Annotated in this window: 21 protein-coding genes and 2 tRNA genes; 11 read left to right on the plus strand and 12 right to left on the minus strand. The window is 61.8% G+C overall.

Annotated features, from left to right (window positions below):
* Positions 1-51: 51 nt before the first annotated feature.
* Positions 52-2,094, minus strand: coding sequence for a PriCT-2 domain-containing protein (locus K5880_RS11820; protein ID WP_297652109.1), 2,043 nt, complete (start codon positions 2,092-2,094; stop codon positions 52-54).
* A 705-nt stretch (positions 2,095-2,799) separates the two neighbouring features.
* On the minus strand, positions 2,800-4,065 hold the full coding sequence (locus K5880_RS11825; RefSeq protein WP_297652112.1) for a site-specific integrase: 1,266 nt from the start codon (positions 4,063-4,065) through the stop codon (positions 2,800-2,802).
* A gap of 86 nt (positions 4,066-4,151) precedes the next feature.
* Here K5880_RS11825 and K5880_RS11830 point away from each other — a divergent pair, with 86 nt between their 5' ends.
* From K5880_RS11830 to K5880_RS11845, 4 genes are all read left to right on the plus strand, one after another.
* The gene (locus tag K5880_RS11830) at positions 4,152-4,640 is read left to right on the plus strand and encodes an H-NS histone family protein (RefSeq protein ID WP_297652115.1); all 489 of its coding nucleotides are present in this window, start codon (positions 4,152-4,154) and stop codon (positions 4,638-4,640) included.
* Positions 4,641-4,652: 12 nt separating this feature from the next.
* Positions 4,653-5,513, plus strand: coding sequence for a hypothetical protein (locus K5880_RS11835; protein WP_297652118.1), 861 nt, complete (start codon positions 4,653-4,655; stop codon positions 5,511-5,513).
* Positions 5,510-5,842, plus strand: coding sequence for a hypothetical protein (locus tag K5880_RS11840; protein ID WP_297652121.1), 333 nt, complete (start codon positions 5,510-5,512; stop codon positions 5,840-5,842). Before K5880_RS11835 ends, K5880_RS11840 begins: the two co-directional genes overlap by 4 nt.
* 162 nt (positions 5,843-6,004) lie before the next feature.
* A complete protein-coding gene (locus K5880_RS11845) occupies positions 6,005-7,630 on the plus strand; it encodes a DUF262 domain-containing protein (RefSeq protein ID WP_297652124.1) in 1,626 nt (541 codons plus the stop codon).
* A gap of 404 nt (positions 7,631-8,034) precedes the next feature.
* On the opposite strand, the gene K5880_RS11850 is transcribed toward K5880_RS11845, so the two are convergent.
* On the minus strand, positions 8,035-8,427 hold the full coding sequence (locus K5880_RS11850; protein ID WP_297652127.1) for a DUF4148 domain-containing protein: 393 nt from the start codon (positions 8,425-8,427) through the stop codon (positions 8,035-8,037).
* Between the two features lie 212 nt (positions 8,428-8,639).
* Here K5880_RS11850 and K5880_RS11855 point away from each other — a divergent pair, with 212 nt between their 5' ends.
* Together K5880_RS11855 and K5880_RS11860 are read left to right on the plus strand one after the other, a co-directional pair.
* On the plus strand, positions 8,640-9,323 hold the full coding sequence (locus K5880_RS11855) for a heavy metal response regulator transcription factor (protein ID WP_297652130.1): 684 nt from the start codon (positions 8,640-8,642) through the stop codon (positions 9,321-9,323).
* Positions 9,320-10,702 carry a heavy metal sensor histidine kinase gene (locus K5880_RS11860; protein ID WP_297652132.1) on the plus strand — a complete coding sequence of 461 codons (1,383 nt, stop codon included), beginning with the start codon at positions 9,320-9,322 and terminating at the stop codon, positions 10,700-10,702. Before K5880_RS11855 ends, K5880_RS11860 begins: the two co-directional genes overlap by 4 nt.
* 26 nt (positions 10,703-10,728) lie before the next feature.
* Here the strand turns inward: K5880_RS11860 and hemW are convergent, their stop codons facing one another.
* The 5 genes from hemW to K5880_RS11885 are packed head-to-tail and all read right to left on the minus strand — an operon-like array spanning position 10,729 to position 15,288.
* Positions 10,729-11,982: a radical SAM family heme chaperone HemW gene (hemW, locus tag K5880_RS11865; protein WP_297652612.1), complete on the minus strand. Its 1,254-nt coding sequence runs from the start codon at positions 11,980-11,982 to the stop codon at positions 10,729-10,731.
* 20 nt (positions 11,983-12,002) lie between these two features.
* Positions 12,003-12,626 (minus strand): RdgB/HAM1 family non-canonical purine NTP pyrophosphatase, encoded by a 624-nt coding sequence (gene rdgB / locus K5880_RS11870; protein WP_297652135.1) that lies wholly within the window; start codon positions 12,624-12,626, stop codon positions 12,003-12,005.
* 7 nt (positions 12,627-12,633) lie between these two features.
* Positions 12,634-13,365, minus strand: a complete 732-nt coding sequence (gene rph, locus K5880_RS11875) for a ribonuclease PH (protein WP_297652137.1) — start codon at positions 13,363-13,365, stop codon at positions 12,634-12,636.
* A gap of 19 nt (positions 13,366-13,384) precedes the next feature.
* The gene (locus K5880_RS11880; RefSeq protein ID WP_297652140.1) at positions 13,385-14,284 is read right to left on the minus strand and encodes a protein phosphatase 2C domain-containing protein; all 900 of its coding nucleotides are present in this window, start codon (positions 14,282-14,284) and stop codon (positions 13,385-13,387) included.
* Positions 14,281-15,288 (minus strand): serine/threonine-protein kinase, encoded by a 1,008-nt coding sequence (locus K5880_RS11885; protein WP_066268004.1) that lies wholly within the window; start codon positions 15,286-15,288, stop codon positions 14,281-14,283. Before K5880_RS11885 ends, K5880_RS11880 begins: the two co-directional genes overlap by 4 nt.
* Positions 15,289-15,350: 62 nt before the next feature.
* Here K5880_RS11885 and K5880_RS11890 point away from each other — a divergent pair, with 62 nt between their 5' ends.
* From K5880_RS11890 to K5880_RS11905, 4 genes are all read left to right on the plus strand, one after another.
* On the plus strand, positions 15,351-16,286 hold the full coding sequence (locus tag K5880_RS11890; protein WP_297652143.1) for a YicC/YloC family endoribonuclease: 936 nt from the start codon (positions 15,351-15,353) through the stop codon (positions 16,284-16,286).
* A 2-nt stretch (positions 16,287-16,288) separates the two neighbouring features.
* On the plus strand, positions 16,289-16,909 hold the full coding sequence (gene gmk, locus K5880_RS11895; RefSeq protein ID WP_297652146.1) for a guanylate kinase: 621 nt from the start codon (positions 16,289-16,291) through the stop codon (positions 16,907-16,909).
* A 29-nt stretch (positions 16,910-16,938) separates the two neighbouring features.
* Positions 16,939-17,142 carry a DNA-directed RNA polymerase subunit omega gene (gene rpoZ, locus K5880_RS11900; protein WP_297652149.1) on the plus strand — a complete coding sequence of 68 codons (204 nt, stop codon included), beginning with the start codon at positions 16,939-16,941 and terminating at the stop codon, positions 17,140-17,142.
* Between the two features lie 145 nt (positions 17,143-17,287).
* On the plus strand, positions 17,288-19,537 hold the full coding sequence (locus tag K5880_RS11905) for a bifunctional (p)ppGpp synthetase/guanosine-3',5'-bis(diphosphate) 3'-pyrophosphohydrolase (protein WP_297652153.1): 2,250 nt from the start codon (positions 17,288-17,290) through the stop codon (positions 19,535-19,537).
* Between the two features lie 8 nt (positions 19,538-19,545).
* Here the strand turns inward: K5880_RS11905 and greB are convergent, their stop codons facing one another.
* The 4 genes from greB to hrcA form a co-directional block, all read right to left on the minus strand.
* Positions 19,546-20,124 (minus strand): transcription elongation factor GreB, encoded by a 579-nt coding sequence (gene greB / locus K5880_RS11910; protein WP_297652156.1) that lies wholly within the window; start codon positions 20,122-20,124, stop codon positions 19,546-19,548.
* Positions 20,125-20,182: 58 nt separating this feature from the next.
* Positions 20,183-20,259 (minus strand) — tRNA-Arg (locus K5880_RS11915).
* A 28-nt stretch (positions 20,260-20,287) separates the two neighbouring features.
* Positions 20,288-20,364, minus strand: a tRNA-Ile gene (locus tag K5880_RS11920).
* Positions 20,365-20,411: 47 nt separating this feature from the next.
* A complete protein-coding gene (gene hrcA / locus K5880_RS11925) occupies positions 20,412-21,431 on the minus strand; it encodes a heat-inducible transcriptional repressor HrcA (protein WP_297652159.1) in 1,020 nt (339 codons plus the stop codon).
* Positions 21,432-21,525: 94 nt separating this feature from the next.
* Between hrcA and K5880_RS11930 the strand changes: the two genes are divergently transcribed.
* Positions 21,526-22,443, plus strand: coding sequence for an NAD kinase (locus K5880_RS11930; RefSeq protein WP_297652162.1), 918 nt, complete (start codon positions 21,526-21,528; stop codon positions 22,441-22,443).
* The last annotated feature ends 27 nt before the right edge of the window (positions 22,444-22,470 follow it).

Genomic DNA, 22,470 nt, shown 5'->3' on the forward strand with positions numbered 1-22,470 from the left:
AGTAGTGCAGTTGTGCATAAGGGGGGGATATACCCCCACTGCGCAAAAAAATCAGGTCAGACTTTGCGGTCGGTTATAGCGGCGTTCGTTGTGCGGATCGTTTTGCATCTGCACGCCGTGGTGCAGCGCCAGCAACCGATCGACCTCTTGCCAGTGCCGACGGCTTACCTTGTCCCCAATCTGGGTTTCCACCACCTTTCGAGTTGTAGAAGGATGAAACCGAAGGGCCTGCAAAACTCCATCAAGGGCCGCCTGAATTTTTTCACGCCTCTTCTCCAACTTCTTCAGCAGTGGATCGCTATCACTCGCCATCATTTCACGCAACGCCAGCTCGCCCCAAACAATCGAGGTGACCATCCTTGCGCCACATAAAACATCATCCCGACCGTCTGGCCGCTGCCTCAAGGTGTAGACCGGAATCGTTCGATACGTTGCGCCAAAGTGCGTGCCGGTGTTGCTTTTTACCGTACGAACAAAACCCTCATAGCCCTCAGACTCGGTGTCCTTAACAAACATGTACGCGAGTCTCACGGAATTGGTCCATGCGGCAGATCCCATAACTGCGTCCGCAATGTTTTCGTTGCCCGTGTTTTTGTTCAGATGGCCCAGCATGACGAAGCAAATGCCGTAGCGTTCTGCGAGGTCGCAAAGGAACCCGACAAGTCTTTTGACCGCCGCGTCGTCGTTCGCGCTCTCACCTCTAGCCCAGCTGACAAGAGCGACCACGGCATCGAGAACCACGATGCCGAGCGGTCGATCGCGACGCGCTTCTGTGTTCCGCATTAAGTCAATGAGCGCAGGCTCAAGGTGATCATAAATATTGAAAGCGGTACTTGCAGCCTTGCCTGTCTTTGGATCGACAGCAATCGGAATGACGTCAATGACGGCCAACGTTCCGTCTTCACCACTGCATGAAGTGTGTCGCTGAAGAATGTGATCTTTACGCTCTTCACTGCTGATCCACAACGTGGACACTGATGAACTCGCTTCTGCGCATATCTGTGCCGTCCATGATGACTTTCCGGCCTCGCCGCGCCCGTAGCACCCGACAACCGTCGCTCTGGGCAGCCAGGGATCAATCAGGTAGTCGATCTGGAGAACGCTCATACCCGCTCGCGCGAACTGAAAGGTGAAGCCACCATGTGCGGCAGACTTTTCAATCTGCGCCGCGTTGCTAGCCGGGTTGACCCAGCCTTGTCTTTGCGCCTCCGCGAAAACGGCTCGGTAACCCGTGTTGTCAGGCTTGAAGCTTTCCCATGTCCTAGCCGCGATGCTCGGATCGAACTTTGTCGACATTGACGACCAATCTAGCCAAATTCCTCGGCCTACATCGCCCAGCTCGTGAAGCGCCATCCCCATCGAAATCCAAATTTGATAACCGTCAGATGGCATGTGCCGTAGAGCGGATCGGAGTTCGCTCACCAGTCTGGGCGGGACGAATACATCGCGGACGTCCGCGCAATGTTGAGCGCGCATGACGGCATGTCGCGGCAAGAGTGACTGCGTCACGTAGTCAGCAAGACACACCAATGCGGAGTCGCGGATCATTCGCTCGGTGAAAGTGAAGTAGCGCCCAGAGGAGTACGCTTCAATGCCACTTTTGTTGCTTCCCAGCGTGGGAAATGTCCGCCCATACCCAATCGCATGAGCACCGCGCCCACTTGGACTCATCTCGATATACCCCGGTGCAAGCATCACGAGATCGCCGAGGTTGTTGTCGTCTACGTCGTCGAAGTCAACCCCTTGCCAGCAGCAACCTGAGCCATCAGGCCCGAGTGCAAATGCCGCCGATATGAAACGACCGTTGCTCTCCCGCACGGCGGCACAGGCTTCCGCATAGCTTGCTAGCTTGGCCCAGTCTTCTGGAGTGTCTGTTTTTCCACGCGGCGTTCCATCGACGTAGTAGGGAATCTTTTTCGCCTTACCTCCTTCAGAGTCAGGCACAAGAGCCCAACAAAGCCACCGCTGCGCCAACTTCATGTATGCAAGCGTACTCATCGCCACCACTTGCGGCGATGTTTGAGGAGCGCCCACACCGCTCTCGGCTACCGGCAACGCTCCTCCGGGGTGTCGACCTTTTTGTGCTTCGTGCATAGCGCGCACTACTTCGTTTACTGAGTGATTCACAGTTCCACCTATGTGATGCCAAGGTCAGCACTATCCTGGCACGTCAAAACTGGGCTAGGCATTCGCTAAAGCGCGGTGAGTCGCTGACCGCACAACGCGCAGCACCACTAGGTTTCTGCGCGGAGGAACACCAAATACTGTGTTTGGTGGTCCTTAGGCGGACCGGCTTTGGCTGGTGCTTGTTCGAGCACCAGACGCCATCCAAGCGAGAACATCTTTTTCGCTGTACCAAACGCGGCGCGTCCCCGGAGGCTGGAAAAAGCGAGGGCCGGAGCCTTTGTACCGGTGTTGCTCGAGTGTGTTGCGAGCAAATCCAAAAAAGCGCGCGACCTCGTCGGTCGCGAGGGGGCGGCATTTTGGGGAGTAGTTGAACAGGTCGCAAAGCTGCTCGAAAGACTGAGTGTCGAGGTTCATAAATCAATAGGTAGAACGGCCTTGCCATCAAGAAAAAGGGCAAGGCTGGGGACTACCGTCGAGATTCAGAATGGTCACTCGGCCAGACGGAGGCGGCCTATGTTCGGGATGGAGGGCGTACGCCCGTGCTCCCTGTAGTTGTTAGATCACGCCATGGGATTTAGGCAACTGCTGGGCACAGCTTAGCAAGTTTTTTGCGCTCATAGGTTGGATAATTTCCCGTGACAAGGCGTGTTTTGACAATGCAACTCAAGTTGCTCATGCACGAAGCGAGACCACGTTTTGTCCCGTCGCCATGTGCTTTGCAACACGGGCCTTGGCCTCAATCCAATCAGAAATTCGTTGAACGTCAGGACGCAGATACTGCAGATGAGAGGTCTCAAGGTAGTGCTTGGCCGTCACGCCACGGGGAATGTGGTTGGTGAGGAGTTCAATCTTGTGAAGATCGATGCCACAGCTGGCCACGCCGAAGGTAGTGAACGATCTGCGGAGGTCATGCGGCGTGATCTTCGTACCTGCGATCTCACTGACCTTCTTCATCATGTCGCGCGGGTCCTTCAGGTGGCCGCTCGCACCCCAGGAAGCAAAGACGAAGTTACTACCGTCAACCCTTGGACGCGACTTAAGAAGTTCGACCGCCTGCATGGACAAAGGCAGCCAGACCGCGTTTCGATTTTTGGGGTCAGGAAGATGCCACCAAGCGTCGTCGTCGGACAAGGAAACGCGGTCCCACGTCAAAGCGCTCGCCTCACCGATACGAGCACCTGTGAGCATCAGGAACATGATGAGGTCGATGCTTGCCAGCGTGTCACGGTTGTAGGCGACCTCGCGCCACAGTTCAAGCGCATGCCACACCGCACCGATCTTCGATTCAGGAATGCGGCTTTTGCGCTCCGGCAACGTGATCCAGTCGTCCTTGAGGACAGATACGGGGTTGTACGTGATGAGCGGGGAACCATCAACTTTCTTGAAGCGGCGACCCGCGAAATTGATCAAGGCTCGCAACACGCTGAAAGCCTGTACAGCTTGCCCGGGCGCGGGCGCCTTGCCACGTAGCCCCTTGGTCAGCATCTCGTGATATCGCTTACGACAGTCTTCCTCCGTGATGGCTGCGATGGGCTTGTTCTGCCAAGCCTCGAAGGTCGTTTTGACAAGACGGTCGATTGCCGCCTTGCTGCTGTCTTTCAGCTTGCCCGGCCTGCTTACGTACGCATCGGCGACCTGGCGTAGCGTCACCTTGGCGGCGGCACCATGCTTCTTGGCATCGCGTGGGTCCTTGCCTTCGCGCATGCCTTGCAGGACCTTGCGAGCCTTTTCGCGAGCTTCGTGCTCGGTGAATTCTCCGTAGGGGCCGATTGTGAAACACACTGCCTTGTTCATGACCCGCCCTTGGGCGACAAACACACGCTTGCCCGAAGAAGTGACCCTGAGCCCATAGCCCTTGATGCTGTCGTCCCAATGGATTTGATAGCTCTTAGGCGGTACTGCAACTTTGTCGATAAAAGTCTTTGTCAGCTTCGGCATGTGCTTCCTGTCTACCCGTCATTGGGCAATGACTGGGCACCTTACGACAGGTCCTTCTGATCGGCAACGAGCATAAAAACAGGACCATGAAGAACCAAGCATCACGAAGCTACTTCATAGATCGACGCAAATTGATCGCGTGGGCATCGCCTTGCGCTCAAGATGAAGGTCCGGCAAATTACCGAAGCAGATTGCATTTCAGCATGCATACTGCTGCCGTCCGAATACTGAGCATGAGGAAACAACCATTGGCAACGCAAGACATTTCCAAGCTCTCGTACAACGAACTGCGTAAGCTCGCTGACGCAGCTTTGGCGCTCGCTGAAACGAAACGCAGTGAGGAAATCAAGGTGCTCGCAGATGGGTACGCGAAGAAGGCTGCTGCTGGCTTCAATCCACAGGAAGCGTTTGATGTCCTGAAGCCGTACTTGCCTCGGAAGGGGAAGGGCGGCAGTACTGTGAAGTACCGTGACCCTGCCGATCCGTCGAACACGTATGGTGGCAAGGGTAAGCGTCCGACCTGGCTGCGCGAGTACATCGATGCTGGCCGTTCGCTCGACGAGTTCGCAGTCTGACCAACATGGGAGGTGCAGTTGATTGACTTCTTAGAAAGCGCGCTGCCTGGGGCTGTCGCAGGTGGATTGCTGGCTTGGATATTTCGGAACTGGATTTCAGAACGCCTGAAGCAATCAATTTCCCATGAGTATTCGACAAAGCTCGAAAACTTGCGGAGTGAACTTGGCGCAAAGCTGGAAGCGGTGAAGCACGTTCATGAAGTTGATCAACTGCGCACGTCGCTTTTTTTTGATCACCAGAGATCGGCTTTCGGCGAAATACTCGCAAAGATCGTCGAGGTGCAGCAGGAGTGGGACAAGGTGATTGACCCTGAGGAGGGGATGGAAGACCCAGTGCCACCTGTGCCAAGACGAGAGCTAGAAGCCCTTTATTTGAAGCATCAGTTGTTCCTCGACTCTGATCTGATCATGGCGCTGGAATTGCTGTTTGAGATTTACCGAGAGTCGTGGCCATGGAGCGATGGGATGGAGACTCATCGCCGGGATGTCCGTGGTCCATACAGCGATGCTGAGTATCTGCAACCTCGCTTGGCAGCTGTCTTTCGGCTGAAGATCGGTGTGGGGCAGGATGACCTTGCACTGCGGCAGCTGGCGCTCTTGGGTGCGATCCGCATGCTCAACCATTTCCATTTCCCGGATGTGGGAGTTCCCGTTCGCGGCGAACTTCGGTTAAAGAAGGATGACAGGGCTGCGATGGCAATTAATCGGGCTGAGGAGAACGTTGTTGAGCTGCTTGAAAAGATGCACGCGTTTCACCGTCATCTTCAAGCGCAAGGCCATTTTTATGAAGCAGAGGCCAGTTTGAGACGTTACCTTTCTGTCTTGGATGGGGCAAGTCGTCGTCAGGCTTCACAAGAAGGAGTCGCCGCATGACAAGAATGATGTACTGCCCTATCTGCGCTGCAGAGGTGCGCCAAAACAGCATGAACTTCGGCTGCGCCAGCGGTCGTTCTCTTTCTGCACGCTTGGGGTACTCACTTCAACGTGCAGTCCAATTGGTTGCCCCGAGCGCGCAACCGCCGCGCGAGGTGGAACTCTCGCCGTACCTGTCATGCCCAAACTGCACAGTGGAGCTGGAAGAATATGACGAAAGGGTTCGGCGCTTGGAGTGTCCAGCGTGCGGTTTGCGGATGTCCACGGAAGATCAGTTGGAGTTGATGGAGGACAAGCCGCACCATCCTGATCCTAAGGAAGATGCGTGATCATGAACTGTTCGTGGAGCAGTTCGTGAAGCCAATCTGCCCCCGGAAAGCGGCATGACATCTTTTAGGACCACTGCCGCCACCAATGTTCAGCTCTCGCTTGATGCCTTCGCGCATGCTTGGCGGGTGCCGCTGTAACATCAGTGAACAGCAGGAGGTGCAATGACCGACAAATCAGCCGAAACCATCGTTAAGCCGATAAAGGACCCGCAGCCATCGGTTGATCGCATCGATGACTTGGCGAAGCGGATTCTTACCGGGGACATATTTCTCCCGAAGTTTCAGCGGGAGTTTGTCTGGGAGCGGCAGCAAGTACTCGACTTGCTGGACTCCGTGGGTAGAAACTACCCAATCGGCAGCGTCCTGTTATGGCAAAGTCGCCAAGAGCTTCGAAGTGAGAATCGCATCGCGGATTTGACAATCGCGCAGCCTAAGCCGGACTACCCGGTCAACTATTTACTTGATGGGCAGCAGCGCCTCTCCTCCATTTGCGGGGCATTGTATTGGAAGGGCACTAACCCCAACAGCCCGTGGAACATCGTGTACGACGTGAGGGCTAGATCCTTCCATCACCTCGACACGTTGGACGAACCCGCGCCGCATCTTTTCAGGCTCAACAAACTCAGCGATCCGTCTGCGTTCTTTCTTCAAGCTGCGACGTTGCAAGCCACGGGTGACGCGGAGGGTTATCAAAGCGCACTCGAACTATTCAACAGATTCAAGGACTACAAAGTCGCGACGGTCACCTTGGGCGACATGAGCCTGAACGATGTGGCTCCTATTTTCGAGCGGATAAACAGTACTGGGACTCGCCTGACCATCGTTGACCTCATGCGAGCTGCGACGTGGAGCCCGGAGTTTGACCTCGTTGACTCCATTGACGCGATCAGAGAGGGGCTGGTGTCCAAAGCCTTCGACGGCATCGACAGGAAGGCCATCCTCCGCAACGTCTCTGCTGCCGTCGGAGGGTCCTTCACGGCGGAAAGCATTGACGATCTTCGAAAACTCAGCCCCGGCGAGCTGAAGAGCGCCGCGATGGCGACGGCGGACGGCTACAAGCGGGCAGTTGATTTCCTGTCCACGCACATCGGGATTCCTTCGTCCACGATGGTCCCCTATACCAATCAGATTGTGGTGCTCGCTGAGGTGTTGCGGCGACTTCTTGCGCCGAGTGCTGCACAGTGGGCTGCGATAGAACGCTGGTTCTGGCGCACGGGCATCAGCGGATACTTCAGTGGATGGAACTCAGGGATGATGGCATCCGATCTGGCCGCAGTTGCCGCTTTTGTTGACGGGAAAACGCCGGAGATCGAAACTGAAGGGGCCAACGTGCCCAGCAACCCTTGGGGATCACGCGCGTTCCGACTCAATACCGCTCACTCAAAAATTCTCGCATTGGTTCTTGCTTATCAAAAGCCTCGAGACATGCTCACCGGGATTGCAGTGGACGTTGACAAGGCGTTGGCATGGCAGAACGCTAAGGAGTTTCACCACATCTTCCCGCAGGCGTATCTGAAGGCCAAAGGCGTTTCTCTTGCTAAGGCTGGAGCTCTGGCAAATATCGTCTACTTGTCCTCGGCCAGCAATAAGGCCATCAGCGATCAAGCTCCGGCGGACTACTTGTCCACACTCCTCAAGGACCACCCTGATGCCAATGACTGGCTGCAATCGAATCTCATTGACGAAGCCGCATTGGGTGCGGCTCTGGCCAACGACTACGACGGCTTCTTGACGGCGCGTGCTGGTGCCATCGCGGCACACGCAAACAAGCTCGCTGGCTGGAAGTAGGTGGACACCGGATGACGTCAGGCAGATCAGATCGATGAGGGTGTTCGCTAGGAATGCACCTCTATGGCTGAGGAAGCACGAACGCCGTCGCGCGAGCCGCCGAAGTGAGCCAAGCGCCCCATGCTATTTTTATCAAGTCTTGCGGTCTAGCAAATGCTTAGCAAGAAGAAGACAGTTCGAACAAGGGACATCACATACATCTGTATGGCACTTGTCGCCTTTACACAGGTAAATGCAAGTGAACAAAGGCCTGAGAAGCTGAGTGAAAGTAACCCGCGAAAAACTTGAAAACTGCCGACCCGCAAGGGTCCGTGAGTTCGAATCTCACCGTCTCCGCCAGCGCACAACACAAAAAAACGGCCCCGAGGGGCCGTTTTTCGTGGTTGCGCACAGAGCGCAGCGGGTCAGTTGGCCCGGCTGTTGACCGGGGTGCCGGCCAGGTTCTTGCCCTGCACGGCTCGCAGGCCGGCCGAGCGAATCTGCTCAGCCTGAGCCGAAGTGGGGCTCACCAGGAATTCACCGCCGTTGTGCAGACCCAGGCGCAGGGCCTCGGCGGCTTCGGCGCGGACCTGCGCCCGGCTGGTGTTGCTGCCCACGGCGGTGTTTTCGGCAATCACCACGCCTTCGCCCAGGGCGAACACGCCGGCATCGCGGGCCTGGACGGCCTGGGCTTGCACTTCGGCGCGGCTCAGGGTGGACTGGAAAGCCGGCTCGACGTAGATCGGGCCTTCGGCGAAAGCGCCGGCAGCGGTGATGGCAAAGGCGACGGGGACGAGGATGCGGGTGGAGAGTTTCATGATGGTTCCTTGAAAAGACAGGTTGAAGAGGGAAATCGCTTCATGCCGTGTTCTGTTCGGCATGGGATGAACTGTAGAAACCGGGTCTGTCGTTTCACCGACGCGAGAATTACCGATTCGTAATGCAGCAAAGAAGGGGTTTGCGAGACAATTGCATCCACGCACAGCGCCGCTCAGGCGTTGTTCCCTCCACCCTCCACCAAGCCCTGTTCATGCGCGTGCTGGTCATTGAAGACGAATCCAAGCTGGCGGACTACGTCAAGCGTGGTCTCTCCGAGGCCGGCTACACCGTGGACGTCGCTCGCGACGGCATCGAGGGCCGCTACCTCGCCCTGGAAGGCGACTACCAGCTGGTGGTGCTCGACATCATGTTGCCCGGCATCGATGGCTTCGGCGTGCTCGCCGCCTTGCGCGAGAAGCGCAACACGCCGGTGCTGATGCTCACGGCGCGCGACCGCGTCGAGGACAGGGTGCAGGGCCTGCAAGCCGGTGCGGACGACTACCTCGTCAAACCCTTTGCCTTCTCGGAGCTGCTGGCCCGCGTGGCAGCGCTGCTGCGCCGCAGGCCAGGTGCGATTGCCGAAACAGCCAACGCCCGCATGGCCGTGAGCGACCTGGAGATGGATCTGCTCAGCCGCAAGGCCTGGCGCGCCGGCCAGCGCCTGGACCTCACCGCCAAGGAGTTCTCGCTGCTGGCCCTGTTGGCGCGGCGCAAAGGGCAGATCCTCTCTCGGACCACCATCGCCGAGCAGGTCTGGGACATGAACTTCGATTCCGACACCAACGTGGTGGAAGTGGCGGTGCGCCGCCTGCGCTCGAAGATGGACGACCCGTTCAAGCCGAAGCTGCTGCACAACGTGCGCGGCATGGGCTATGTGCTGGAGGAACGCACATGAGCAGCGCCGAGGCACTGAGCACCCTCGTGCCCGAAGGTGCGGTGGAAACACCGTGCGCGTACTCGATCGGCCGTCGGCTGTCGCTGCTGCTGGCGATCCAGACCGTGATCGGCCTGGGCGTGCTGCTGGCCGTGATCTACGGCGCCACCACCATGCTGTTCTCGGCCAAGCACGACGAGGAGCTGCGGAGCTATTCGACCGTGCTGGTGGACGTGGCGCGCGAAGCCGACGCCCACGGTGGCGAAGCCGAGGTCAGGACCAAGATGGCCTGGATCGCAGAGCGCCGTCCCGGCACCTTCGTGCAGCTGTTGCGCGCCGACGGCAGCGAGTTCTACCGCGATGCGGTGACCACCTTCGACGTCACCAAGGCGAGTTCTCGCGGCATGGACTTCACGGTACCCTTGTCGGGCGGCGAGGTGCTGCAGGGCCGGCTGGTGCTGGACTGCTCACAGGACGCCAAAACCGCCCGGCGCATGGCGCTGCTGCTGGTAGGCGCCGTGCTTGCCGGCGCCGCCCTGGTCGGCTGGGGCACCTTCTGGCGCGTGCGCTGCAGCCTGCGCCCGCTGCTGGATCTGGCGGGGCAGACCAAGGCCATCGATGCCCGTCGCATGGGGCAGAGACTGTCGCTGGCCGAACCGGTGGAAGAACTGCAGCCGCTGATCGACCAGTTCAACGGCCTCATGCACCGCGTGGAGCGCACTTACGCGCAGCTCGAGGGTTTCAACGCCGACGTGGCGCACGAGCTGCGCACGCCTCTGGCCAACCTGATCGGGCACACCGAGGTGGCGCTCAGCCGCGAGCGCAGCGTGCCCGAACTGGAGGAAACGCTGCACTCCAACCTGGAAGAGCTGCACCGCATGGCGGCCATCGTGAACGACATGCTGTTCCTCGCGCAGGCGGACCGCGGCGTGAAGGCGCGGCGCGGCGCACCGGCAAGTCTGGCCGAGCTGGTGCGACAAGTGGTGGAGTTCCACGAAGCGCCGATGGAAGAGCGCGGCCTGAGCGTGGCCATCGAAGGCGATGCGCAGTTGTCGGTGGACGAACCGCTGGTCAAGCGCGCGCTATCCAACCTGCTGGGCAACGCCATCCGCTACGCAGACCAGGGCTCTGCGCTGCGCGTGCGCATCGCGAGCGAGCCCGGCAGCGGCGTTCGCCTGTGGGTGGAAAACACCGGGCCATCGATCGAGTCCGAGCACCTGCCGCGCCTGTTTGACCGGTTCTTCCGCGCCGACGCCGCACGCTGCGAGGTGGAGAAACCGCACCATGGGCTGGGCCTGTCCATCGTCGCGGCGATCGCGCGCATGCACGATGGCTTCCCGATGGCCGAGTCCAGCGCTGGCATCACGCGCGTGGGCTTCACGCTGCAAGCCACCGCCTGATCCGCCCCGGGCAGACAGCCCCGCCGTCAGTCGGGCAGGAACAGGCCCTGCAGGTCGCTCAGGAAATCGAAGCCGCGCGCCGTGGGCCACACGCGCGCCGCATCGCGCTCAACCAGTCCTTGCTGCGCGGCCCGAGTCAGTGCCGGCTCAATGCTGGAGAGCGGCAGCCCGCTGCGCTCCATGAATTGCTGCAGCGTGAAGCCATCCCTGAGCCGCAACGCATTGAGCATGAACTCGAACGGCAGCTCCTTGCGCGGCACCTCGTCCGCACTCACTGCGGCGTTGCCCGCGACCGCACGCTCCATGTAAAGGCGGGGTTCACGCACGCGCACCGCCCGCACCACGCGGTGCGCGAAGCTGAGCTTGCTGTGCGCGCCGGCTCCGATGCCCAGATAGTCACCGAACTGCCAGTAGTTCAGGTTGTGCCAGCACCGGTGCCCGTTGCGTGCATAGGCCGACACCTCGTAGCGCTGCAGGCCGGCTCCAGCGGTCAGTTCCGTGATGCGGTCCAGCATGTCCCAGGCCTCGTCCTCCGGTGGCAGAGTGGGCGGGTACTTGGCGAACCAGGTATTGGGCTCGAGCGTGAGGTGGTAGATGGAGATGTGTGGCGGTGCGAACGAGAGCGCGGTGCGCACGTCGGCCTCGCAGTCGGCCAGCGTCTGCCCGGGCAGGGCGTACATGAGGTCGAGGTTGAAGGTGTCGAAGGCCCGCGCGGCCTCTTCCACCGCAGCCTCGGCTTGATCTCGGTCATGCACACGCCCAAGCGCTTTCAGGTGCGTGTCGTTGAAGCTCTGCACACCGATGGACAGGCGCGTCACGCCAGCCTCGCGGAAGGCGTGGAAGCGGTCCTTTTCAAAGGTCCCGGGGTTGGCTTCGAGCGTGACCTCGGCGTCGGCTTCCAGTCGCAGCATCGCGCGCACGTCGCCCAGCAACTGGTCGATCGCGGCGGGTGAGAACAGGCTCGGTGTGCCGCCGCCGATGAACACGCTGTGCACCGTGCGACCCCAGATCAGCGGCAGCGAGGCAGCAAGATCGGCGCGCAGGGCTTCAAGGTACGCGGCTTCGGGCAAGGCCTCGCCGGGTGCGGCGGTGGCGGTCCATTCGTGCGAGTTGAAATCGCAGTAGGGGCACTTCTTCAGGCACCAGGGCAAGTGGATGTAGAGCGCCAGCGGTGGCAGGCTCTGCAGTTGCAGCGTGCCCGGGCGCATCCAGTGGCGCACGTCATTCCATGCGGGCTCCACCCGACCCGCCGACGCCGGCTGGCCGCCAGGCCAGGACATCGGCACGCCCTTGTTCTCGCTCATGGTACGTCCGCGGGTGCAGGCGCAAACCAGCGCTCGCGCATCAGTTCCAGCATCTGGCGCGCGGCGCGGCCGCGGTGGCTGTTCGCGTTCTTCACCTCGGTGGGCAACTGCGCAAAGGTCTTGCCGAACGCGGGCAGGTACATCACCGGGTCGAAACCGAAGCCCTTGTCGCCAACGGGCTCCCGTGTGATCAGGCCAGGTGCCCGGCCCGTGGCCACCAGCGGCTCGGGGTCGTCGGCGCTGCGCAAGGCCACCAGGGTGCTGACCAGCGCGGCACGGCGATCGGCGATCTCGGCCATCTGCTCCAGCAGAGCACGCACATTGTTGGCATCGCCCTTTTCGTAACCGAACTGCGTGGCGTAGTAGGCCGTGTCCACGCCCGGCAGGCCACCGAAGGCCTCCACGCACAACCCGGCATCGTCGGCCAGCGCCGGCAGACCGCTCTCTCGCGCGGCGTGGCGTGCCTTGGCCAGCGCGTTCTCCACGAAGGTGCGGTGCGGCTCGGGCGCTTCGGGAATGCCCAGCTCGGCCTGGCACACCAGCTCCACGCCCAGCGGTGCGAACAAGGCCTGCAGTTCGGCGAGCTTGCCCGCGTTGTTCGAAGCGAGGACGAGTTGCATGACCGGATCAGACCAGTCCCAGCGCCTGCCGCTGCAGGGCCACCAGTTCGCCAATGCCCTTTTCGGCCAGCGCGAGCAGCACATCCATCTCGTGGCGCGTGAAGGCCGCACCCTCGGCCGTGCCCTGCACCTCGACGAAGTGGCCGGCACCCGTCATGACGACGTTCATGTCGGTGTCGCAGGCAGCGTCCTCGACGTATTCGAGGTCGAGCAGCGCCCGGCCATCGAGGATGCCGACCGAGATGGCGGCCACGTGGCCCTTGATCGGTGAGGTCGCGAGCTTGCCGGCAGCGAGCAGTTTCGAGACGGCGTCGTGCGCCGCGACAAACGCGCCTGTGATGCTGGCCGTGCGCGTGCCGCCATCGGCCTGCAGCACGTCGCAGTCGAGGGAAATGGTGCGCTCACCCAGCGCCTTGAGGTCGAACACGGCGCGCAGGGAGCGGCCGATGAGGCGCTGGATCTCCTGCGTGCGGCCGCTCTGCTTTCCCTTGGCGGCCTCGCGGTCGCTGCGGGTGTGGGTGGCACGCGGCAGCATGCCGTATTCGGCCGTCACCCAGCCCTCGCCGCTGCCGCGCTTGTGCGGTGGCACCTTCTCTTCGACGGAGGCGGTGCAGAGTACCTTGGTGTGTCCGAATTCGATCAGCACCGAGCCTTCGGCATGGATGGTGAAGTCGCGGGTGATGCGCACCGCGCGCAGGGCATCGGCGGCCCGTTGGCCGGGTCGGGACAAATCGCTCATGGGAAACCTCGGAGAGTGTTCAGGAATTGCGTTCGGCCGTGCGGCGGATCGCGGCATTGATCTCGGCGATCGATTTCTCGATTGCCGCATCGTCCATGTCTTCAACGGAAGGGTCGGGAATGCCCGACTGGATGGTGGAGGCGAAAACGCCGTCGTCGATGTCCTCGGTGGAGACGCGCGTGGACTGGAATTCGTCCGCGGTCTCCCACTCCATGGCGAGCACGGTGACGTTGTCGCAGCGCGGACCCCCTCGCTTGAGCGCCATTTCGACCAGTTCGGGCACGGCCTGCTCCAGCGGCCGCTTGGACAACTCGGAAGTGATCTCCTCGTCGCTCACTGTGCCCCACAGGCCATCGGAGCACAGCAGCACGCGGTCGCCCTGCAGCAGATGGACCGGGCCAGACAGGTCGAACACCGGCTTGGCGGGTGACCCCAGGCAGGTGAAGAGGATGTTGCGGTTGATGTGGTCGGTGGTACGGCCCAGGTGCTGCTGCTGTTCCATGTAGGAATGGTCGCGCGTGCGCGTCAGCATCTCGCCGTGGCGCACCACGTACAGGCGTGAGTCACCACAGTGCACCCAGTGCACGTGGTTGCGCTCCATCACGGCGGCCACCAGCGTGGTGCGCGGCGTGTCGAGCATGCCTTTCTCGGCGGCATAGCGAATGATCTGGTGGTGGGCGGCCATGAGCGCGCTGGAGAGGAACTCCGGCACCTCGCGCACCGTGGGGTTGGCCGCCTTCTGGAAATAAGCCGAGAAGGTCTGCAGCGCGAGCTGCGCGGCCATCGCGCCTTCGGGATGCCCGCCCATGCCGTCGGCCAGCACGAACAGCCCGGACTCCCGGGTATAGGCATAGCCCATGCGGTCCTCGTTGCGCTCCCGGCCCCCCTGGCGGCTGATCTGGTAGACCGAAAACTTCATCGAAACTTGGTCGCGGCGTTGGTGGATTTGCGCAGGGACTTCTTGTTGTCCGAAACGATGTTGTCGAACTGCAGCCGCATCTTCTCGGCCACCGTGAGTTTGGTGTAGCTGCGCTCGGTCTCCCGGCTCAGCTCCTTCTGCAGCGCAAACACCGACTGCGGGCGCGACAGCGGGTCGAGCGACATGCACCACTCGACCACCTCGATGAGGTTGTCCGAATAGACGCCGCGCAGGCGCGAGAGCGCGAGCGAAAGCCTGTCCTTTTCCAGCCGCTGGGGCGCGTCATTGGGCGGATAGCCCTGCATGCTCGCGTAGATGCAGGCGCCGATGGCGTAGATGTCCGTCCATGGACCCATGGACGAGTCGCGCCGGTACATCTCGGGCGCGGCAAAGCCGGGCGTATACATGGGACGGATGAAGTTGCCTTCCTTGCTCAGTACCTCGCGCGCCGCACCGAAGTCGATCAGCACCGAGCGGTTGTCGTCCGTCACGAAGATGTTGGCCGGCTTGATGTCCAGGTGCAGCATCTTGTGCTGGTGCACGATGCGCAGGCCGCGCAGCACTTCGTCGTAGAGCGAGCGGATGGTGGACTCGCGGAACACCTTCTGCTTCTTGAGTTCGCGCGCGGTGATGATGAATTCCTGCAGGGAAGCACCCTCCAGGAAGTTCATGACCATGTAGACGGTTTCGTTCTCGCGGAAGAAGTTGAGCACGCTCACCACCGACTGGTGGGATATCTGCGCCAGCGCGCGGCCCTCTTCAAAGAAACTCTTGAGGCCCAGGCGGTACAGCGAGAGCTTTTCGGGTTGCACCTGCGGCAGCAACTCGCCAGGGCCGCGCGAAGCCAGTGACGAGGGCAGGTATTCCTTGACCGCAACCTGCTGGCCTTCGGTGTCCACGGCCAGGTACACCACGCCGAAGCCACCCGCCGCCAGCTTGCGAACAATGCGGTAACCACCGATCACGGTGTCCGGCGGCAGCGGTGCGGGTTTGACCTTTGACATAATTCGGATGGATTCCGGAACGCCTTGTTTTGGACCAATCACCCTCATCGGGGCAAAGTTCAATGGCAGTTTACAGCATGACCGGCTACGCCACGGCCCACTCTGGCGGGTCTGCGGCGCCGGTCAGCGGCGAGTCCAGCCGCGAGCCTCAGGCCGGTGTGGGGGTCGAAATCCGCTCCGTCAACAGCCGTTTTCTCGACCTCGTTTTCAAGCTGCCCGACGACCTGCGCGCCGCCGAACCGACATTGCGCGAACTGCTGGGCGCGCGCCTCAAGCGCGGCAAGGTGGAGGTGCGCGCCTGGGTCGAAGGCCGCACCGATACCGTGCCGCGCCAGCCGGGTCCGGCCGATCTGCAGAAGCTTGCGGGCCTTCAGGACACCGTGCGCGCCTGGCTGCCCACGGCGCCAGCACTGTCGGTGGCCGACGTACTGCAGCTCATGGCGCGCCAGCAAGGGCATCCTGGCGAGCTGACCGAATCGCTGGTAGCTACCGCGCAAACCACCCTGGACGGCCTGTTGAGTGCGCGCGAGCGCGAGGGCAAACGCCTGGCCACCATGCTGCTGGACCGCCTGGGCCAGTTGCGCCAGCTCGCGCAGGACGCACAACCCCTAGTACCACAATTGGTTGCACAGCAGCGCCAGCGCTTCATCGACCGCTGGAACGAAGCACTGGGCGCCGGGGCGTCTGTGGCGACACCGGGCAACACAGTGTCCTCGGACATGGCGCAGGACCGCGCACTCACCGAAGCGACCGCCTTTGCCATCCGCATCGATGTGGCGGAGGAACTGACGCGACTGGACTCCCACTTGACCGAAATCGAGCGCCTGCTGAAGAAGGGCGGCGACGTCGGCAAACGCCTGGACTTCCTGATCCAGGAACTGCACCGCGAGGCCAACACACTCGGATCGAAGTCCTCCAACCTCGAGCTGACGCGCATTTCTGTGGACATGAAAGTGCTCATCGAACAGATGCGTGAGCAGGTGCAGAACATAGAGTAAGCATGGAATACCCCGGAAACCTGTTCGTCGTCGCGGCCCCCAGCGGGGCCGGCAAGTCCAGCCTGGTCAAGGCGCTGATGGAACTCGACTCGCGCGTGGTGCCGTCGGTGTCGCACACCACGCGGGCGCCACGGGGCCAGGAGTTTCATGGTCGAGAGTATTACTTTGTCAGTAATGAAACCTTCGACCAAATGGTTGTCCAGGGTGCGTTCCTGGAATGGGCCAAGGTGCATGGCAACCGCTATGGCACCTCCAAGATGGCCATCGAGCAGCGCATGGCCCAGGGCGCGGACGTGGTGCTGGAGATCGATTTCCAGGGTGCGATCCAGGTCAAGCGCATCTTTCCCAATGCCGTGCTGATCTTCATCCTGCCCCCCAGCTGGGAGGAGTTGCGCTCGCGTCTGGAGCGCCGCGCCGAGGACACGGCGGAGGTGATCGAACTGCGACTGCAGAACGCCGCCAGCGAAATGGCCCATGCCCGGGAGTTCGACTTCGTTATAATCAACGAGTTGTTCGAGCGCGCCCTGTTTGACCTCAAGGCCATCGTCCATGCCCAGCGGCTCAAGTTTGCCGCCCAGCGTATCGCCCGCGGCGATACCTTCAAGGCGCTCAACATTCTTTGATCCATCGCCCATTTCCTGAAGGCACGCACATGGCACGCATCACCGTCGAAGATTGTCTGGAAAAGATTCCCAACCGCTTTCAGCTCGTGCTGGCCGCCACCTATCGCGCCCGCATGCTCAGCCAGGGCCATGCGCCCAAGATCGAGAGCAAGAACAAGCCTGGCGTGACCGCCTTGCGCGAGATCGCCGACGGCAAGGTCGGCCTGGAGATGCTCAAGAAGGTGCCGATCTGAAGCCATTCGGCCTCTAGGCATACACAGAAAAACACCGCTTGGCGGTGTTTTTTTTTGCCATGCGCCTTCGAACTCCACCCTTCAGCGCGCGCACGGCTTGTGCATGCTTTCAGCGGGATGCGCGGTCTCGCGCTAAAGTACCAGAATGATGACCGAGGCCTACAACGGCACCCTTCAGCCCACCGCCGAGCAGGCGCACCCGGCCGCCAGTGCCGCTGCGGCCAGCTTTGCCGCGCTGCTGGGCAAGCTGGACTACCTCGGTCCGGCCGACATCGAGAGCATCCGCCTGGCCTACCGCTTCGCGGACGAGGCGCATCTGGGCCAGCTGCGCAAGAACGGCGACCCCTACATCACCCACCCGATCGCGGTCGCTGCCCAGTGTGCCGAATGGAAGCTGGACGCGCAGGCCTTGATGGCGGCGCTGATGCACGACGCCATCGAGGACTGCGGCGTTACCAAGGAGGAGCTGGTGCAGCGTTTCGGCGCGCCGGTGGCAGAACTGGTGGACGGACTGACCAAGCTGGAGAAACTGGAGTTCGACACGCGCGAGCAGAACCAGGCCGAGTCGTTCCGCAAGATGCTGCTGGCCATGGCCAAGGATGTGCGCGTCATCCTGATCAAGCTCGCCGACCGCACCCACAACATGCGCACCATGGGCGACATGCCACGCTCGAAGTGGCAACGCATCAGCAGCGAAACGCTCGAGATCTATGCGCCGATCGCTCACCGCCTGGGCTTGAACTTCACCTACCGCGAGTTGCAGGATCTGGCGTTCCGCTTTCTGCACCCCTGGCGCTATGAGGTGCTGTCCAAGGCCTTGAACAAGTCACGCCACCGCCGCCGCGACCTGATTGCGCGCGTGCAGCGCGAGGTTGAGGCCGAGTTCGTCAGACATGGGATGTCGGTACGCATCATGGGCCGCGAGAAGACGCTCTACTCGGTCTACCGCAAGATGGACAGCAAGCATCTGTCGTTTTCCCAGGTGACCGACATCTACGGATTTCGCATCGTCGTACCCGAACTGCCCGACTGCTACACCGGCATGGGTGTTCTGCACCAGCTCTACAAGCCCCTGCCCGGCAAGTTCCGCGACTATGTCGCCATCCCCAAAGTCAATGGCTACCAATCGCTGCACACCACGCTGATTGGGCCCTTCGGAACCAACATCGAATTCCAGCTGCGCACCCATTCGATGGACGTGGTGGCGGAGTCCGGCGTCGCGGCACACTGGCTATACAAGGCCAGCGAGCCCAACAGTGACATGTCGCAACGCCTTGGGACGCAATGGCTGCAATCCCTGCTCGACATCCAGCAGGAAACGCGCGACGCGGCCGAGTTCTGGGACCACATCAAGATCGATCTCTTCCCTGACGCGGTCTACGTGTTCACGCCCAAGAGCAAGATCATGGCGCTGCCGCGCGGCGCCACCGTCATGGACTTCGCGTATGCCATCCACAGCGATGTCGGCAATCACACGGTGTCGGCCCGCATCAACGGCGAGCAGCGGCCGCTGCGCACCGAGCTGGCCAATGGCGACGTGGTCGAGATCGTCACCGCCGACCAGGCCGAGCCCAACCCGGCCTGGTTGTCCTTCGTCAAGACCGGGCGTGCGCGCTCCAAGATCCGACACCACCTGAAGACCGTGGCGCAGGAGAAGTCGCACGAGCTGGGCGAACGCATGCTCAGCCAGGCGCTGCGCTCCGAAGGGATTTCCACCCTGCCGGCCGAAGAAGGCGCGTACCAGGCACCATGGGAGAAATTGCTGCGGTTTACAGGCAACAAGACCCGTGACGAGCTGTTGTCCGACATCGGCATGGGCAAACGCATTGCCAGCATGGTGGGCAAGAAGCTCGCGGTGCTGCTGGCCGAAACTGGCCTCAAACCGGATGCCTTGTTGATCAGCACCGAGCGCTACGCCAGTGGACGCGACGAGGCGGTGTCACAGGGCGTGGTCACGCTGGACGGCAGCGAGGGCGTGTCGGTGCAGTACGCCCCGTGTTGCAAGCCGATTCCGGGCGACCGCATCGTCGGCTATCTGGGGCGTGGCGAAGGTCTGGTTGTGCACGCCGACGATTGCCCGGTCGGAAAACGCCTGCTGCATCGCGACGGCGAGCGTTTTCTGGAGGTCGAGTGGGCCGACGAACCCGTGCGCTCGTTCGACACCACGGTGGTGGTCACCGTCGCCAACGGCAAAGGGGTGCTTGCCCGCGTGGCGTCTAGCATCGCTGCGGTCGAGGCGGACATCACACACGTCGACATGGGCGACGAGCCCGCCCAGACCGCGACCGACATCCGCTTTCAGGTGGCCGTGCGAGACAGGCAGCACCTGGCCGACGTGCTGCGCAGTCTCAAACGCACAACCTCGGTGATCAAGGCACAGCGTTGCAAGCCCTGAAGGTCCCCTCAGCGGTCAACGCCGCTGGCGGGCGCTGGATACCGCACTTCCAGCACTTCCAGTTCCTGCGTACCGCCGGGAACCACCAGGTGCACCACATCACCTACCCGGGCCTTGAGCAGCGCACGCGCCACGGGCGAGATCCAGCTGATCTGCCCCTGAGCGCTGTCAGCCTCGTCCACACCGCGGATGGTCACCGTAGTCTCCTGTCCAAGCCCATCGGCGTAGGTCACGGTGGCGCCGAAGAACACCTGATCGCCACCGAAGTGCAGTGAAGAGTCCACCACTTCGGCAATTTCGAGTCGCCGCGTCAAAAAACGGATGCGCCGGTCAATTTCGCGCAGGCGCTTCTTGCCATAGAGGTAATCGCCATTTTCCGAACGGTCGCCGTTGCTGGCCGCCCAGTGCACGATCTCGACGATCTTCGGTCGTTCTTCATCCATGAGCGAGAACAGCTCGGCGCGCAGGCGCTCGTAGCCTGCGCGGGTGATGTAGTTCTTGCCACCCGGTGCGGGTGCCGCAGCCGCGACGCCGTCGTCGTCGTCTTCATCGCCCGCGTCGCTCTCGCGGGTGAATGCCTTGCTCATGGGGCAGACCCTCGACAGAAAAGAAAAAACCCGCAGCTTGTGGCTGCGGGTTTTCATATGGTGCGGCTGGCAGGATTCGAACCCACGACCCCTTGGTTCGTAGCCAAGTACTCTATCCAACTGAGCTACAGCCGCGAAGCCTCGCATTGTAGCAGGATTTTTTTGGTAGGCCGTGTTGGACTTGAACCAACGACCAAAGGATTATGAGTCCTCTGCTCTAACCAACTGAGCTAACGGCCCGACCCGAAGGATTGTAGAGGTCGATGGCCGAGTGATGGCCCACCGCTCTACTTGTGGTGGCTCAACGCATTGCCCACCAGTTTGGCGGTGACGTCCACGATCTGGATCATGCGTTCGTAGGACATGCGTTGCGGACCGATCACGCCCAGCGTCCCGACCACATGCCCGTCAACTTCATAGGGCGCCGTCACCACCGAGAGGTCCTCGTAGGGCACGACCTGGCTCTCGCCGCCTATGTAGATGCGCACCCCGTCTGCCTGCGTCGACACGTCAAGCAGGCGGATCAGTTGCGTCTTCTGCTCGAACAGATCAAACATGCGGCGCAGGTTGCCCATGTCGCTCGAGAACTCGCTCACCGACAGCAGGTTGCGCTCCCCTGACACCACCACCTCGTCGCGCGCCTCGCCCTCCTCCGCACCGATGTTCACCGCGGCCTTCATGAGGTCGGCGATTTCACCGCGCAACGCGTCCACCTCAGTTCTGAGGCGTTCGCGCACCGCTTCCATGGTCAGTCCCGAGTAGTGCGCGTTCAGGAAGTTGGCCGCTTCCAGCAGCTGCGGCTGGGTGAAGTTGATCTGGGTGTGGATGATGCGGTTCTGCACATCGCCATCCGGAGAAACGATGATCACCAGCACGCGCCGTTCGGACAGGCTGAGGAACTCGATGTGGCGGAACACCGACGCCCGGCGCGGCGCCATGACCACGCCCACGAACTGGGACAGGTTGGACAGCATCTGCGCGGCATTGCTGATGACGCGGTGCGGCTGCCCCGCCTCGATGCCGGGCGTGGCCATGTCGCTCATTGTGGGCAGGCTCTCGCGCCGCACGGTCAGCATGGTGTCAACGAACAGGCGGTAGCCGCGCGCAGTGGGAATGCGCCCGGCCGAGGTGTGCGGACTGGCGATCAGTCCGAGCTCCTCGAGGTCGCTCATGACGTTGCGGATGGTTGCCGGCGAGAGCTCCATGCCGGCCGCCTTGGCCAGCGTGCGCGATCCCACGGGCTGTCCGTCGGCGATGTAACGCTCGACGAGGGCTTTGAGCAGCAGCTTGGCGCGGTCATCCAACATGGCTTCATTCTACGGAGGTACGGTCCCTCGCAGGCCATTCGTTGCAAGGGTTTTGTGGCAATTCGCCGCGAGGAAGCTGTGTTGTAATTTCCGCATGAGCCTGCCCCCTGACACCCGGTCCGCACCTTCCCGCTGGAGCCGGCCGCTGCGTTTTGCGCATGTCGCCATCGTGGGCAAGTACCACGCACCGGGCGCACGCAGCGCGGTCGACGAGATCGCCCAGTTTCTGCACGGCGAGGGATGCGATGTGTCGCTGGAACAGGAAACCGCGGCCAACACCGGTCTGCAGCAGTACCCGGCGCTGGACGTGCCCGCGATCGGCCAGGCTTGCGACCTCGCGCTGGTGGTCGGCGGCGACGGCACGATGCTGGGCATAGGTCGCCAGCTGGCGCGCTACGGCGTGCCCCTGGTGGGCATCAACCAGGGCCGCCTGGGCTTCATCACCGATATTCCGTTCGACAGCTACGCCGACACGCTGCGACCCATGCTGCGCGGCGAGTTCGCCGAGGATGCCCGTGCCCTGATGGCCGCCACGGTCTGGCGCGACGGCCGCTGCGTGTTCGAGGCCACGGCCCTCAACGACGTGGTCGTCAACCGCGGCGGCGTGGCCAGCATGATCGAGTTGCGGGTGGAGGTGGACGGCCATTTCGTGGCCAACCAGCGCGCCGACGGCCTGATCATCGCCTCGCCCACGGGTTCCACGGCCTATGCCCTCTCGGCCGGCGGGCCGCTGCTGCACCCGGGCATCGGCGGCTGGGTGATGGTGCCGATCGCGCCGCACACGCTGTCCAACCGGCCGGTGGTGATTCCCTCACACAGCGAGATCGCGGTAGAGATCGTCTCGGGCCGCGACGCCAGCGCCAATTTCGACATGCAGTCGCTGACCAGCCTGCTGCACGGCGACCGCATCGTGGTGCGCCGCTCCGAGCACGCGCTGCGGCTGCTGCATCCGGTGGGCTGGAGTTACTTCGATACCTTGCGCAAGAAGCTGCACTGGAACGAAGGTACCTGAGCCACCGTTCAAAATACGGCCTGCCCA

Origin of the sequence: Hydrogenophaga sp., from assembly GCF_025699295.1 — a bacterium.
In the GTDB taxonomy this organism is placed as follows: Bacteria; Pseudomonadota; Gammaproteobacteria; order Burkholderiales; family Burkholderiaceae_C; genus Hydrogenophaga.